Below are 16170 nucleotides of genomic sequence, written 5' to 3' on the forward strand. Positions count from 1 at the left end.
CTAAAATTCTATTTTTGCGCCATGGCAAAGCAAGAAGACGATTTTAAGAAAGTTATATCCCATGCCAAGGAGTATGGGTATGTTTTTCAATCAAGTGAAATTTACGATGGACTCAGTGCCGTTTATGACTATGCCCAAAACGGGGTAGAGTTAAAAAACAATATAAAAGAATATTGGTGGAAGGCCATGGTGCAGATGAACGAGAATATTGTGGGAATAGATTCCGCAATATTAATGCACCCAACTACATGGAAGGCTTCAGGGCACGTAGATGCCTTTAACGATCCCCTTATAGACAACAAGGATTCCAAGAAAAGATATAGGGCGGATGTTCTTATAGAAGACCATGTTGCCAAAATTGAGGCTAAAATTGACAAAGAAGTGGATAAAGCGGCCAAAAGATTTGGCGATGCTTTTGATAAGGAACAATTTTTGGCCACAAACCCACGAGTAGTGGATTATCAGGAAAAAGCGAGTTCTATTTTAAAACGCATGGGTAAATCTTTGGAATTCGAGGATTTGGCAGATGTGAAAAACCTTATAGAAGAATTGGAGATTGGATGTCCCTTGTCCGGTTCAAAAAACTGGACGGAGGTAAAGCAATTTAACCTTATGTTCGGCACTAAATTAGGGGCATCTGCAGAAAGTGCAATGGACCTTTACCTGCGTCCAGAAACGGCCCAAGGAATATTCGTCAACTTTTTGAACGTTCAAAAAAGTGGCCGTATGAAAATTCCTTTTGGTATTGCCCAGATAGGAAAGGCCTTTAGGAACGAGATCGTTGCAAGACAGTTTATTTTCCGTCAGCGCGAGTTTGAACAAATGGAACTGCAATTTTTTGTAAGACCTGGGACACAAAAAGAGTGGTACGAGCAGTGGAAAGAAACTAGAATCAAGTGGCATAATTCCTTAGGTTTGGGACAAGATAATTACCGTTTCCACGATCACGATAAGTTGGCACATTATGCAGATGCGGCCGCCGATATAGAATTTAAATTCCCATTCGGATTTAAGGAATTGGAAGGAATTCACTCCAGAACCGATTTTGATTTAAGTAGCCATGAGAAATTTTCAGGTAAAAAGCTTCAGTATTTTGATCCTGAACTTAATGAAAGTTACGTGCCTTATGTAGTAGAGACCTCTATTGGTGTGGACAGAATGTTCTTGGCAGTATTCTCCAATTCCCTGCAGGAGGAGGAATTGGAAAATGGAACTACAAGAACGGTTTTGAAAATACCTGCAGTATTGGCACCTACCAAAGCTGCCGTATTGCCATTGGTGAAGAAAGATGGTCTTCCAGAAATAGCCCATGAGATCATTGATGAATTGAAATGGGACTTTAAGGTTGTTTACGACGAAAAGGATGCGGTTGGGCGTCGTTACAGAAGGCAGGACGCCGCTGGAACCCCGTTTTGCATTACGGTAGATCACCAAACTTTGGAAGATAAAACCGTAACTATTCGCCATAGAGATACCATGGAACAGCAAAGGGTTGCCATTTCTGACCTAAAAACGATCATTTCCCAAGAGGTGGATATGAAAAATTGGCTCAAAAAAATGTAAAATCGTTTACAGCTTATAACTGACCTGAAAACTTCCATAATAATTTCTGGCATTACCGGGGTAGTAGTATCTGGGCGCTGCCCCGCCAAAGCCAACAGCATTGATCAATACGGATTGGGCATATTGTGCATTAGAAATATTGTTCACTCCCAAATCCACGCCGATCACAAAATCCTTAGCTATCTCTTTTTTATAGCCCAAGCGGGTATTTAGAATGGTAAAGGCCGCGCTGTATAAGGTAGTGGCGTCGTCAAGAGGAATTTCGTCTATATGCTGTAAGGTCGTGTTCCAGTATAAACCACTGGAATGTTTCAGTTGTATTCCTGTGTTAATTTTGTTTCTTGGGACTCCAGTCAGAGGATTCCCGGAGTAATCCGAATCTCCATCTACAAAATCTATAAACTTGTGGTTGTTGAGGGTATAGCTTAAAAATGGATGTAAAGCCAAGTCTGGGTTTATTTTGAACCTGTAATTGGCATCCACTTCCAAACCTTGGTGTTTGGTCCTGCCAGCATTTTTGCCAATAAATTGATCCTCTCCGATTCGTTGGGCCACCAATAGGTTTTTTATGTCCATTTGATATAAGGCGACTTTTAATTGGAGCTTTTTGTTTGCCAAAAGTAAATTGGTGCCCAGCTCATAGTTATTGCCAGTCTCTTGGGCAATATCGGGATTGATGATTCCTCCAGGTGTTAATGTTTCCTCGAGACTTGGGTTGGAAAATCCTTTGCTGATATTGGCGTATAGTAATTGAGTATCCGAAAAGGCATAGCTTACATCGAGGTTGGGCAAGAATACTGGTTTAAAATCCCTTTTTGCACTTTTGTTGTCTTCTGCAGTATTAAAGATGTCTTGGAAATCGTAAAAGGTTTTGTTGATGTTAAAACCAGCCTGCACAAGAAGCTTACTTGTCAATGGAAGGGTTATGGCTCCAAAGACATTCAATTGCCTCCTGAATTCCCTGTTATTGCTTATTTGATCGCCCTTAAGACTACCATTTCCATTATTATCCCGATATAAATTTTCAAAGGTTCCCCAATGGTACTCGTCCTTGTATAATTCTGATCCAAAGGAATAGTTGGTCTCCCCTGTTGGGATAGTAAAACTGCCGGTAAAATTTGTTCTAAACCCAAATCCATTGGTGAACTCATCCAGGATATTAAAAGGCCTAGGTTCATAATGGTCCAAATAGCTATAAAAAATACTGGTAGCGTTTTTTAGGTTTTTTGAAAATGCATGGCTATAGGTCAATCCCAGCAACGTGTATTTATTCGCTTCAAATCCTTGGGCCTGCTTCCAGGTTAAAGCCGCTTGAGTAGGGTCCTCATCAAATGCATCTTTACTGATGGAACTAGGGATTTGAGCTGTGTAGTCAATATAGTTTACCAAGAGTTCTATTTGATTCTTGGTATTTATAGAATAGGTGGTGTTCAAAAGAATCGCATCCCGTTCAAAACGGCTATTTTCCCTATACCCATTGGTTTCCATATGGCCATACTTTAGGCTTAGATCAATGTTGCCACTGCGGTGGGAAAAATCTAAATTGTTTTTTAGAAGCTCATAAGAGCCAAGGGTAAAATTGTTGGACAAAACGGAGCCATCTGTTTTTTGGGTTTTGGATTGCAATAAAATTGCCCCGCCCAGATTGGATCCATAAGCACTTCCTTTAGGGCCCTTTATGACTTCGATAGATCCTAAGTTTTCCAAGTCAAATGCTTCAATTGTGGAAAACCCGGTTCCATTGGTGATCGGAATTTCGTTGTAGTAGAGTCGCAATTTATCGGTACCAAAAGGTGTTCTGGCGCCCACGCCCCTAATTGTAATCCTGTTGGTGTTCAGGGCTCCTGACAATAAAAAGACTCCTGAAATTTGGTTCATGGTAGAAGCAATATCCAGCGGACTGTAATTTTCAAAGGTGGTGGCGCCAATGATATCGGTTGCGGTAATACCTATGACCGGATTCGACACCCTTTTGTCAGAAATTACAACTTCTTCAAGTTGGGTGATGCTGTCTTTCTTTATTTCTTGACCCAAAAGAATTTGGGTAAATAATACCAATGGTACAAATAACTTATTATTCATCTAAAATCTATATCCTAAAGAAATACCTCCGCGACTAACTATTTCCGGTGCAGTATCATCGCCCAGTAAATTTCGCCCTAGCCCAGTATATATTTCGGCAATAAAACCTCTTTTTGTAACAAATTTACCGCCCACAGAGATACCCAATGCAAAATCAGTATAGGTTTCCTTAGAATTGTTTTCATTGCCTTGTTCATCAAACGAATAATAGAAATCCTCTCCTGAATTAAGCATGCCAAAACCTTCCACAAAAAAGCCTTCTGCATATTGTTTGGAAAAGTATTGTCTGTAGTAGGGGGTTATGGAAAAATTACGGAAATAGTCCAAAATTTCATTTTCCTCGCCAATGTTAAAAAGAACACTTACTCCTAAGGAGGCCTCCTCGTTCAGCAAGCGTTCATAGGATAAATCCATGTAGGTGAATGTGATGAGATTAAAGGCATTTATCTTTAACTCGTCACTTGGTTGGGGATTACTAGAGATGTCTTGTGACCTGCCAAAAAAAATAACAGACATTATCAATGCGGTGGTTAGGAGTGTCTTCATGTGTATTTGGTTGATTTTTGAAGGAAAGATAAGAAGGATTTATTTTGCGGAGGACAATAGATCAAAAAAAAGGCAACCATTACTATTTTATGGGTCATTTTTAAAAATAGTAAGGGTGGTGGTTCTCGGAAAATTAGATTTCTAGGGCCAATTCCAAATTAAATGTTAAACGCAAATAAATAGAAATCCAACCTTTCCCTTCTAGCAAACATTGTCTATTTTTAGCCTTTATTAATTTAAACAAGTTGGAGTTAATTGAAATTCTACCCTTGTTAAAAAAGTAGTGATTTGAAAATAGTTTCATACAACGTGAATGGTATTAGGGCAGCTCTAAAAAAAGGTTTTCTGGAGTGGTTACAAGCCGTTGATCCAGATGTGGTTTGTCTCCAGGAGATCAAGGCTAACGAGGATCAGTTGGACCTAGAAGTATTCGAGGCTGCAGGATATCCTTACCACTATTGGTATAGTGCCCAAAAAAAAGGCTACAGTGGAGTTGCCATATTGTCCAAGCAAAAACCTGACAACGTGGTTTTTGGTACCGGAATAGATTATATGGATTTTGAAGGAAGAAACGTTAGGGCCGATTTTAATGGCGTTTCGGTCATGAGCTTGTATTTGCCTTCGGGCACCAATATAGCTAGATTGGACCTTAAGCTGCAGTATATGGCCGATTTTCAGGAGTATATCAGTGATTTGAAGAAGGAATACCCCCACCTTGTCATTTGCGGGGATTACAATATTTGCCATGAGGCTATTGATATTCATGATCCTGTTAGAAATAAAAACGTTTCAGGGTTTTTGCCTGTGGAAAGGGAGTGGATTGGAGATTTTATGGGGAACGGATTTATTGATAGTTTCAGACATTTTAACAAGGAGCCAGACAATTACACATGGTGGACGTACAGGGCCAATGCCAGGGCCAATAATAAAGGTTGGCGATTGGATTACGGAATGGTCAGTGAACCATTGGTGCATCGTTTAAAACGATCTGTGATTTTGTCGGAGGCAAAGCACAGTGACCATTGTCCTATTTTATTGGAATTGGAGCCCATTAGTTAAATGTGGAAATAGTTGTCTTTTAATACATAAGAAATAGTATTTATGGAATATAATTTACTTCCCCATACCGAGATAGAGGTCAGTAAGATTTGTTTGGGTACCATGACCTGGGGAAAGCAGAATACCGAAGAGGAAGGCCATGAACAAATGGACTATGCTTTGGAAAATGGTGTAAACTTTTTTGATACCGCCGAACTATACCCCATACCGGCTGCCAAGGAACGTTATGCGGATACCGAAAAAATTATAGGGAACTGGTTCAAAAAGACCGGAAACAGAGATAAAGTGATCTTGGCTTCCAAAATAGCCGGGAAAGCCGAGTTTACAAAATTTATCAGAACCACAGGATTTGATAAATCCTCCATTATAGAAGCGGTAGAAGGGAGCTTAAAGAGGTTGCAAACGGATTATATCGATCTATATCAATTGCACTGGCCGGAACGCAAGACCAATTTTTTCGGGCAAAGGGGCTATAGCCATGACATAACGGATCATTGGCAGGACAATATCCATCAGGTCTTGGAGACCTTACGGGATTTGATGCGTGAGGGGAAAATAAGAAATGTTGGACTTTCCAATGAAACTCCATGGGGAACGATGCGTTTTTTGGAAGAGAGCAAGGTGCATGTCAGCCTGCCAAGAATGATTACCGTTCAAAACCCTTATAGTTTACTAAATAGGACCTATGAAACCGGAATGTCTGAGATTTCCATGCGCGAGGATATTGGTTTGATACCCTACTCTCCCTTAGGTTTTGGGGTTCTCAGTGGTAAATACTTGGGAGGGAGGAAGCCCGATAATGCAAGGATCACACTATTTCCAAATTATAACAGGTACAGTGGGGATAAGGCTGTAAAGGCGACCGAAATGTACCATAAATTAGCACAGGACCACAATCTGTCCCTTACTCAAATGGCATTGGCATTTGTGAATTCAAGACCGTTTGTAAAAAGCAATATCATTGGGGCCACTTCCATGAGGCAGTTGAAAGAAAATATCGCCAGTATAGATGTGCAACTTTCCGAGGAGATACTGCAGGGAATAGAAGCCATTCACAATCAAATTCCCAATCCCGCACCGTAAATGGTTTCAGCACAGAAAATACAGTTTTTAGCTATAGGCACAGGGCAAATTGTGCTTATCCTCTTGGTGATCATTATCATATTGGTTTATATGCGAGTGAATAGGGACAAAAACTAATCAAATAAGCTTGAGGCTATATCTTCAATTTTGGAAACCAGCGCAATGTTAATTTTTGTGTTTTTTAAGGTGATCTTATTGTTTTTGGAGACATAAATAGTGGTAAAGCCCAATTTTTCAGCCTCTAATATGCGCTGTTCCACCCGTTGTACTGGTCTAATTTCACCTGCCAAACCTATTTCCGCAGCAAAACACACCCCCTTGTCAATAGGAACATCCTCATTGCTGGAAAGTATGGCTGCCACCACAGCGAGATCAATGGCAGGATCGTCCACTGAGATTCCCCCAGTAATATTTAGGAAGACATCTTTAGCTCCTAATTTAAATCCTGCACGTTTTTCCAATACCGCCAACAACATATTCAAACGCTTGGCATTGTAACCTGTTGTGGAGCGTTGTGGGGTCCCATAGACCGCCGTACTGACCAAGGCTTGTATTTCTATCATTAATGGCCTCATGCCCTCCACCGTGGAAGCTATGGCGGTGCCACTAAGGCCCTCATCATTTTTGGAAATCAATATTTCCGATGGGTTGTTCACTTCCCGTAGCCCGCTTCCTTGCATTTCATAAATTCCGAGTTCTGCGGTAGATCCAAATCTGTTCTTAAGGGCTCTCAAAATTCGGTATACGTAATTGCGGTCCCCTTCAAATTGGAGAACGGTATCTACCATATGCTCCAATATCTTCGGCCCGGCTATGGTACCATCTTTGGTAATATGGCCTATTAATATTACGGGGGTATTCGTCTCTTTGGCAAATTTTATGAGTTCAGCGGTGCATTCCCTAATTTGCGAAATACTACCGGCGGCAGATTCAATGTAATCGGAATGAAGCGTCTGTATGGAATCTATAACCACAATATCAGGTTCCGTGGCTTCGATTTGCTGAAATATATTCTGGGTCTTAGTCTCTGTTAGGATGTAACAGGTTTCGCTATTGGGATGTATGCGATCGGCCCGCATCTTTATTTGTTTCTGGCTTTCCTCTCCTGAAACATAAAGGGTCTTATAAGGCAATTTTAGGGCAATCTGAAGAAGAAGCGTGCTTTTCCCGATACCAGGTTCCCCTCCTAAGAGGATAAGGGAGCCAGGGACAATCCCGCCCCCAAGAACACGATTGAACTCTAGGTCATAGGTGTTTAACCGTAGTTCTTTCTCCGTGTTTATTTCATTGACCCTAAGGGGTTTTGAGACTTTTTTGGCCGTATTTGTAGGGCTTTTCCAACTCGATTTCTCCTCTTTTTGAACTACCTCTTCAACAATGGTATTCCATTCTTTGCACCCTGAACATTGCCCTGCCCATTTGGCATATTGAGTACCGCAATTTTGACAAAAAAAAGCTGTTTTTATTTTGGCCATTCCTCTGTATTAGATTCTGGCTAAAGGTACTAAGAACTTTGAAAACAGAAGGATTGTTTTAAAGGGTCATTAAGGTATAAATGGCTACTAATTACTTTTTTTGCCATCACCCATTTTGGTCTAGTATCCGAAATCTGCTTTTAGGGCATCCATTTTTTCCAAGGCCATATCCTTTGTCAGAAAATCGATTTCTTCCATGCCAAAAGCCTTTTCAAAGGTACGGAGCGCTTTTTTGGGCTCTCCTTTTTGCTCATAATGTTCCCCTTCAAAATAAAACCCCAGCATAGTTCCCGGAAATTCCTTTTTGCAAAGCTCGGCAAGGTCTAAAAGGGATGCCAGATCCTCTTTTTTTCTACAGGCCGCATAAATGGCCATAACGTCGTTGAGCTCAACGGATTTTTTAAACCCAAACAGATCGGCAATCATCGCATACTTGTCTTCAAGATATTTGTATACAGGCTCTTCGGATGTTAATATTTTTTCCTTGTATTCCTTCTTGTTAATGGGCTTGAACATATTGAAAATATTGTCCAATGCTTTTCCTATCCCATAAGTTACTACTGAAGTATGATCCGCACTATCATAAACATCGAAGAAATAATGAAGGGACTCCTTGTTGAGGTCCTTGATGGATTGGTTCATGGCCATTATTCTGTTTTTGTCGGTACTGTTTTCGCCCTCAACGATCAAACTATAAAAAATCTTATTGTTTATAGCTGCCAATCTTGATGGAAGTCGATTTTCCATTTCCGGGGCCAGGGTTGGCGATATACTGATATAAGCATTGAACAGGGAGTCGTCCTTAAAAAGATAAAAGTTTCCAAAATTAGCGGTGATATCATAACCGACAAACATTTTAAAAGGGGCCGTGCTATAATTGGAATCCATATATGGGATTAATTCCATACCTAAAAATTCAAAAAACGATTTCCCCTTGTCGGTAGGTAGTCCGGTTGCTTCATCAAAGCCACAATCATTAAAGCGAAGGCCATTTTTGCCCTGCTCTACCCCTACAATAATGGATTCTGGCATTCCACTGAACTTACTGTAAAACTTGGCATTGGCCACAACATTGTCAAAGAGGTATTCTGCGTCCAAAACAACAATTAGCGGGTATTTCTTTTCATCGGTATAGTTTTCGGGGATATAGTATCTTACATCTCTCTTCTCTTGAAGTTTGTACGACTCAAAAATTTCCTTGGTAACTTGGGCGTTGGCGCCAAAACATAATAACAATGCAATAACTGCGGTTAACCGTTTCATAAAATTGAATTTAAGCAATAGAGGACTATTGGTTTCTGTTCAATAACGGTAAGACGAGAAAAGATATTGCCCCAAATATAACCACCATCATGGTTTGTGATATCCACATGATCCAACCAAAGGCATCACCTGAAACTTCACTAATTCCAAATACTGCCAAAGAAGAGCTTACAGCAATGGGATATATTCCAATTCCGCCATTGGTGGCAGACATGGCAAATGCACCCGCGGTAAAAGCAACCAAAAGTTGGCTCAATGTTAGCTCAATGGTTTCAGGGACTGTAAATTTGATTACCCAAAACATGCCAATATAGGCTACCCAGATAAATATTGTGTGAAAGATAAATGCCCATTTGTACTTCATTTTAAAGATGCTTAAGACTCCTTCCACCAGACCTTTGACAAACCTTTTTATTTTTTGTGCAAACTGAAATTTTGATTTCTTTATAAATAAAAAAAACAGGGCAATACCAAGAATCCCGATTCCCAAAAGAACAAGAAGGCTGGTAGGATTAAAACCCCTTTGTTGAAATACATTTAAAATGATATCTGTTTGTAAAAAAAGAGCAGTGATTACAACCGTGAAGAGCATAAATAGATCTACCACTCTTTCGGTAACGATGGTGCCAAAGCCTTTTTCAAAGGGAACCTTTTCGTAGGTGGTCAAGGCTGTGGCCCGTAATATCTCTCCTGATCTTGGAATACCCAAATTTGTAAAGTATGCAATCAATATGATAAGGACATTATTGCTCACTTTGGGTTTGTATCCTAAGGGTTGCAGCAGGTAATTCCATCTGATAGCCCTAGAAATATGGCTCAGAATGCCTATAAACACAGAAATGCCTACCCAAAAAAGATCTGCCTCCTTGATATAAAACAAGATCTGCTGTCTGTCTTCGGGTGACGTGCTATAAAAGGAATACCAGACTAAAAATACGCCCAGGGCTATTGGGAGTACAGTCTTTAATTTGTTCGTTAAGGATTTTTTCAAAATTAGGTCAACAAATTAGTTTCCTCATTGGGAAATACCAGAGCGGGATTGAATTTTTTGGCATCTTCTATATCCAATCGGCCATAGGCAATAAGGATAAGTACATCGCCAACGGCAACCTTTCTTGCGGCAGCGCCATTTAGGGTAAGCTCGCCACTTCCTCTTGGACCTGGAATAGCATAGGTTTCCAATCGCTCACCATTGTTGTTGTTAACGATTTGAATTTTTTCGCCTCTTATAATATTGGCGGCATCCATTAGATCTTCATCAATAGTAATGCTACCTATATAATTTAGGTCCGCACCAGTAACTTTTACTCGGTGAATTTTTGATTTTACTACTTCTACTTGCATGGGGCAATGATAATTATGCGGCAAAGTTAATTAATTTAAGCCTATATTGTCTATTAGTCGTACACCATCGGCAAAAACTGCAATAAAGGCCCTATATTTTTTATCTTTCTTTTTGTGATCTATAGGTTTTAGGGTGTCTTCTTCGGAAATTTGTAAGTATTCCAAACGCAGATTCGGGTGTGCCTGGAATTGTTCCGTGGCCCATTCTATAATAGATAAAGGGCTGTGGTCCGGGAATTTTTGACTTATTTTTTTTAGGGTTTCATATATAAATCCCGCTTCTTTTCTTAATTCCTTGGATAATCTTTCGTTTCTGGAACTCATGGCTAACCCGTTAGGTTCCCTTAGAATGGGACAGCCAATGATCTCTACGGGAATATTCTGCAGGTCCACTAGTTTTTTGATGATTTGGAGTTGTTGGAAATCCTTTTCCCCAAAATAGGCTTTGTCAGGAGCTACGGTTAGCAAGAGGGATTCTACAATGGTACCTACGCCATCAAAATGACCTTCCCTAAAGGCCCCTTCCATAACCTTGTCCAATCCTTGGAAATCATATTTTTTTGAAACAACATGTTCTGAATACATTTCCGATACCGAGGGCGCGAAAATGATTATATCCTTGGAAATGCTGTTTAAAAGAGACGAATCTTTTTCTAAAGTCTTGGGGTATTTTAGCAGATCTTCCTGATTATTGAACTGCGTAGGGTTTACAAATATGCTTACGATGGTGAGGGCATTTTCAGATATGGACCGCTCCACAAGGGAGGCATGACCTTGGTGTAATGCACCCATAGTGGGCACCATGCCCACTTTTATGGCATTACTATTGATGGTGTCAAGGAATGATTTAAGTTCGTTTTTGGTTTGGAATACCAACATGTTTTAAGTTTAAAAGCTAGCAAACTTATATAATTACAGCTAATCTGCATAATTTTTGTAATTTTGCAGCTACGCTTACACGATAAATAAAATATTGCTTTTATGAATGGTAAAAAGATATTGTTTGTATCTTCAGAATTAGTGCCCTATCTACCAGAGAACGAAGTTTCCTTAATGTCTTATGAAACCCCTAGGATGGTCAACAGTAATGGCGGCCAGATTAGAATTTTTATGCCAAGGTTCGGAAACATAAATGAACGAAGGCACCAGTTGCATGAGGTCATACGTTTATCGGGAATGAACTTGGTCATTAATGACATGGATATGCCCCTAATTATAAAAGTGGCCTCTATCCCTAGAGAGCGCATTCAAGTATACTTTATAGATAATGAAGAATATTTTAAGCGTAAGGCCACATTTACTGATGAAAACGGTAAACTTTTTACGGATAATGACGAACGTGCCATTTTCTTTGCTAAGGGTGTTGTTGAAACGGTTAAAAAGTTAAACTGGTCTCCGGACATTATCCATGTTCATGGATGGATGGCTTCCCTACTTCCTTTATATCTTAAAAAATATTATGCCGATGAGCCTTTATTTGCCGAGAGTAAAATAGTGACCTCTGTATATAAGAAAGGTTTTGAAGAGGAGTTGGACAAGGATATGATCAAAAAAATCTCATTTGATGGGGTTGCTGAAGATAGCATAAAACCTTTGGCTACACCCAATTATAATAATTTGTTAAAAGTAGCGGTAGATCATTCTGATGCTGTTATTTTGGCCTCCGAGGATGTTCCCCAAGAATTACAAGAGTACATCTCTCAATTGGAAAAGCCTGTTTTGTCTTATGTGCCCATCCAGGAATTTGAGGAGGCATATGCAAATTTTTATAACAACGAAGTCTTAAAATAATTTTCATGGTATTTTTTAGAAAGATAATTTTTTCTGCTTTTGCGGGAGCAATGTTCGTACTGGCCTTTGTTTCATGTGAAGAGGACATCACTACCATTGGGAATGGGGTGTTGGGCGGAGAGCCTTTTGAAAACGAAAGTGCCTCATATGATGTGTTTGCCTACAATAGGAAAATAGAGGCTGTTCAGACCAATAAATTGCCCATCTATCAATTGGGAATTTTTAACGATCCCATTTATGGTAGAACCGAGGCATCCATAACTTCGCAAGTAAGATTGGCCGGTGGAACAAGTCCAATTTTTGGCACATATAACCAAACTACGGAAAATAATTCTGTCACGGACAGTGTAATCGCTACGATACCAGAAAATGAAACGGTAAAGGAAGTTTATTTGTATATCCCGTTCCTCATTAAAGGTGCTAATGAAAGAGACTCCGATAGTGATGGGGTGGATGATGAATTTGATGTGGACATCAATGATCCAAATAGTGATTCGGATGGCGATGGGCTCTCAGATAATGACGAACGTATTGCAGGCTCCGATCCATTAAACATGGATACTGATGGTGATGGTATAAATGATGGCGAAGATGATAGTACGGCTACGGGAATATTTTCAAAAAAGTTTGACCTTGACAGTATATACGGGAACAGAAACAATCCATTTAGATTAAAAGTAGCTCGTTCTACTTATTTTTTAAGGGATTTGGATCCAAACACCAATTTTCAACAAGCACAGGAATACTATTCTTCCCAACAATTTTCTCCTACATATGTTTCAGATATCTTATTTGACGGAGAGGTGACCATAGATGATAAGGAAATACTATTCTTTAAGGAGGATGACCCGGATACTGCTGATATAGATGAATCACAAGAGGTTGCCACTAGACTTGCCCCTGGGATTAGGGTGCCGCTGAACAATGCTTTTTTTCAACAGAATATTTTGGATAAAGAAGGAGCTTCGGAACTCTTGAACCAAGGAAATTTTAGTGATTTTTTCAGGGGTATACATATGTCTATGGACACTTCAGCTGAGAATATCCTCATGTTGTTGGACCTGACAAAAGCCAATATCACTATCAATTATGATCATGATAGTGTGGATACGAACAACACTGCCGATGACCCTACGGACGATACAATAGTTCAATTAAATAAGAATTACATTCTGAGCCTTCTTACTGGTGGGACGACCACTCCTATAATTGGGAATGCGGTGAATACTTTTATCAATGAAGCTTATCCAACAGATATTATGGACAGCATGGACTCCGGAGCCAATACTTCAAGGATCTATGTTAAAGGAGGAGCGGGATCCTACGCCCAAATTAAATTGTTCGATGAGATCAACGGCAGAGAATTCATCAATCAGATAAAGGCCAATAATTGGGTAATTAATGAGGCTAATTTGGTGTTTTATGTAGATAGAAATACCTTGGATGCAGCCGGTAACGTGGTTGAACCACCTAGGTTGTACCTCTTTAATGAAGAAACAGGAGTGCCATTATATAATGCACAAATTGAATTTTCAACATCCACAACGGCTTTAGGATCGTATTTAAACCACGATGGAATTTTAGAAAAGGGAAGTAACGGGAAGGGAGTGAAATATACAATACGTATTACGGAATACATAAATAATTTAATCATCCGGGACGCTACCAATGCTACTTTAGCACTTTCTTTAACTTCTGATATAAGGGTGTCAAACGTGTCTAATTCGGTCTTAAAGGATAATGAAACTGGTTTGCAGCCTGTCATGGCTACCGTAAATCCATTGGGAACAGTCTTATTTGGTAGTGCAGTATCCAATGGCAATGAAGATAAGAAGCTCAAATTGGAGATTTTTTATACGAAGACAAATTAAAGGGCTTATTATAGACCATTTAAAGGAATAATACGTTCTACAACTGAATCTTGTAAGAGTTTGCAGCTTGAAACGTAAATTTGTACTACAAAAAGAGAAAAACTATGTGTGGAATAGTAGGTTATATTGGACACAGGGATGCTTATCCCGTTATTATAAAAGGACTACAGCGTCTTGAATACCGAGGATATGACAGTGCAGGTGTAGCGCTTTATGACGGTTCAGACATTAATCTTTCCAAAACAAAGGGTAAAGTAGAAGATCTTAATAATAAGGCAAAGACCGAAATTTCCTTGAACGGGAAACTAGGGATAGGCCATACCAGATGGGCTACACACGGAATCCCAAATGATGTAAATTCACATCCACATTATTCCAATTCCGGTAATTTGGTGATCATACACAATGGAATTATCGAAAATTACGATTCCATTAAAAAGGAATTGATAAAAAGAGGCTATACCTTCAGTTCGGATACCGATACCGAAGTTTTGATAAACCTTATCGAGGAAGTTAAAAAGCAGGAGGACGTAAAACTTGGAAAAGCGGTGCAAATTGCACTGAATCAAGTAGTGGGTGCCTATGCCATTGTTGTATTTGATAAAAACAAGCCAGATGAATTAGTGGTGGCTAAATTAGGTAGTCCACTTGCCATCGGAGTGGGTGAAGAAGAGTTTTTTATTGCTTCGGATGCCTCTCCTTTTATTGAGTTTACCAATAATGCCATTTATTTGGAAGATGAGGAAATGGCCATTATCAGGGTAGGCAAGGAAATCAAATTAAGAAAAATCAAGAATGATGCGGTGGCGTACCCAAAAATTCAGGAACTTCAGTTAAACATTGAAGAGATTGAAAAAGGGGGTTACGATCACTTTATGTTAAAGGAAATTTACGAACAGCCCAGAGCGATCTTGGATACCTATCGTGGGAGGTTGCGCGCCAGCCAGGGCATAATCAAAATGGCAGGTGCAGATCAGAATATTGAAAAGTTCCTCAACGCCAACCGTATTATAATCGTAGCCTGTGGTACTTCTTGGCATGCAGGTCTGGTAGCAGAATATATTTTTGAAGATTTAGCGAGAATTCCAGTAGAAGTTGAATACGCTTCTGAATTTCGTTACCGAAATCCAGTCATCACCGAAAAGGATATCGTGATAGCTATTTCCCAATCAGGGGAAACTGCAGATACCTTGGCGGCAATTAAATTGGCTAAGGAAAAAGGTGCCTTTGTTTTTGGAGTTTGTAATGTCGTTGGGTCTTCCATAGCGAGAGAAACCAACGCCGGTGCATATACGCATGCAGGACCTGAAATAGGGGTGGCATCAACCAAAGCATTTACAACTCAAATTACGGTGCTTACCTTGCTGGCCTTGAAATTGGCGAAGGAGAAAGGCGTGTTTTCAGAATCGAGGTTCCATGAATATTTGGCCGAATTGGAGAACATACCCGCAAAAGTGGAAAGGGCATTACAGACCAATGCATTGGTAGAAACAATTGCTGAGGTTTATAAGGACTCAACAAACTGTTTGTATCTAGGGCGTGGTTACAATTTCCCAGTAGCGCTGGAAGGTGCCTTAAAGCTCAAGGAAATTAGTTATATACATGCCGAAGGTTATCCTGCTGCAGAAATGAAGCACGGCCCTATCGCCCTTATAGACGAGCAGATGCCAGTAGTGGTCATCGCTACCAATAGAGGTCATTACGATAAGGTGGTGAGCAACATACAGGAAATCAAATCCAGGAAAGGTAAAATCATAGCCGTGGTTACGGAAGGGGATGAGACCGTTAGGGATTTGGCGGATCACGTAATTGAGGTGCCGGATACTTTTGAAAGTCTTATGCCATTATTGACAACAATACCTTTACAACTATTGTCATACCATATAGCTGTAATGAGAGGTTGTAATGTAGACCAACCGCGTAACTTGGCAAAATCAGTTACGGTAGAGTAAAACATCTAAAGTTTATAGTAAAGATCCCTTAACGACCATCTGTAAGAATTTGGTGTTTAAGGGATTTTTTGTACCCTTATTTTCTGAATGTCGCAGTTTGAGCCGTGTTATTTTGTTAAATTAATACTATGCATGCATAAT

General features: G+C 39.8%; 13 protein-coding genes. 6 read left to right on the forward strand and 7 right to left on the reverse strand.

What is annotated here, in order from left to right:
• The first annotated feature begins 21 nt into the window (after positions 1-21).
• Complete coding sequence (locus tag SB49_RS13250; protein ID WP_062057331.1) at positions 22-1563, forward strand: glycine--tRNA ligase; 1542 nt, start codon at positions 22-24, stop codon at positions 1561-1563.
• 6 nt (positions 1564-1569) lie between these two features.
• Here SB49_RS13250 and SB49_RS13255 read toward each other — a convergent pair whose 3' ends face one another.
• Complete coding sequence (locus tag SB49_RS13255; protein ID WP_062057332.1) at positions 1570-3645, reverse strand: TonB-dependent receptor family protein; 2076 nt, start codon at positions 3643-3645, stop codon at positions 1570-1572.
• Positions 3646-4191: a DUF3575 domain-containing protein gene (locus SB49_RS13260; RefSeq protein ID WP_062057334.1), complete on the reverse strand. Its 546-nt coding sequence runs from the start codon at positions 4189-4191 to the stop codon at positions 3646-3648.
• Between the two features lie 288 nt (positions 4192-4479).
• On the opposite strand from SB49_RS13260, the gene SB49_RS13265 reads away from it, so the two are divergent.
• Both SB49_RS13265 and SB49_RS13270 read left to right on the forward strand, forming a co-directional pair.
• Positions 4480-5250 (forward strand): exodeoxyribonuclease III, encoded by a 771-nt coding sequence (locus SB49_RS13265; protein ID WP_062057336.1) that lies wholly within the window; start codon positions 4480-4482, stop codon positions 5248-5250.
• A gap of 42 nt (positions 5251-5292) precedes the next feature.
• On the forward strand, positions 5293-6333 hold the full coding sequence (locus SB49_RS13270; RefSeq protein WP_062057338.1) for an aldo/keto reductase: 1041 nt from the start codon (positions 5293-5295) through the stop codon (positions 6331-6333).
• Positions 6334-6446: 113 nt separating this feature from the next.
• Here the strand turns inward: SB49_RS13270 and radA are convergent, their stop codons facing one another.
• The 5 genes from radA to panC form a co-directional block, all read right to left on the reverse strand.
• A complete protein-coding gene (gene radA, locus SB49_RS13275; protein WP_062057340.1) occupies positions 6447-7808 on the reverse strand; it encodes a DNA repair protein RadA in 1362 nt (453 codons plus the stop codon).
• Positions 7809-7928: 120 nt separating this feature from the next.
• Complete coding sequence (locus tag SB49_RS13280; protein WP_062057342.1) at positions 7929-9071, reverse strand: alpha/beta hydrolase; 1143 nt, start codon at positions 9069-9071, stop codon at positions 7929-7931.
• A 25-nt stretch (positions 9072-9096) separates the two neighbouring features.
• Positions 9097-10062, reverse strand: coding sequence for a lysylphosphatidylglycerol synthase transmembrane domain-containing protein (locus SB49_RS13285; protein ID WP_062057344.1), 966 nt, complete (start codon positions 10060-10062; stop codon positions 9097-9099).
• 2 nt (positions 10063-10064) lie between these two features.
• On the reverse strand, positions 10065-10415 hold the full coding sequence (gene panD / locus SB49_RS13290) for an aspartate 1-decarboxylase (RefSeq protein WP_062057346.1): 351 nt from the start codon (positions 10413-10415) through the stop codon (positions 10065-10067).
• 30 nt (positions 10416-10445) lie between these two features.
• Positions 10446-11294, reverse strand: coding sequence for a pantoate--beta-alanine ligase (gene panC, locus SB49_RS13295; RefSeq protein WP_062057348.1), 849 nt, complete (start codon positions 11292-11294; stop codon positions 10446-10448).
• 102 nt (positions 11295-11396) lie between these two features.
• Between panC and SB49_RS13300 the strand changes: the two genes are divergently transcribed.
• The 3 genes from SB49_RS13300 to glmS all read left to right on the forward strand — a co-directional run bounded on the left by SB49_RS13300 (position 11397) and on the right by glmS (position 16029).
• Positions 11397-12206 carry a glycogen/starch synthase gene (locus SB49_RS13300; RefSeq protein ID WP_062057350.1) on the forward strand — a complete coding sequence of 270 codons (810 nt, stop codon included), beginning with the start codon at positions 11397-11399 and terminating at the stop codon, positions 12204-12206.
• 5 nt (positions 12207-12211) lie between these two features.
• Positions 12212-14077, forward strand: a complete 1866-nt coding sequence (locus SB49_RS13305) for a DUF4270 domain-containing protein (RefSeq protein ID WP_062057352.1) — start codon at positions 12212-12214, stop codon at positions 14075-14077.
• A gap of 104 nt (positions 14078-14181) precedes the next feature.
• Positions 14182-16029 carry a glutamine--fructose-6-phosphate transaminase (isomerizing) gene (gene glmS / locus SB49_RS13310; protein ID WP_062057354.1) on the forward strand — a complete coding sequence of 616 codons (1848 nt, stop codon included), beginning with the start codon at positions 14182-14184 and terminating at the stop codon, positions 16027-16029.
• Positions 16030-16170 lie beyond the last annotated feature (141 nt).

Source organism: Sediminicola sp. YIK13, assembly GCF_001430825.1.
Taxonomy (GTDB): domain Bacteria; phylum Bacteroidota; class Bacteroidia; order Flavobacteriales; family Flavobacteriaceae; genus Sediminicola.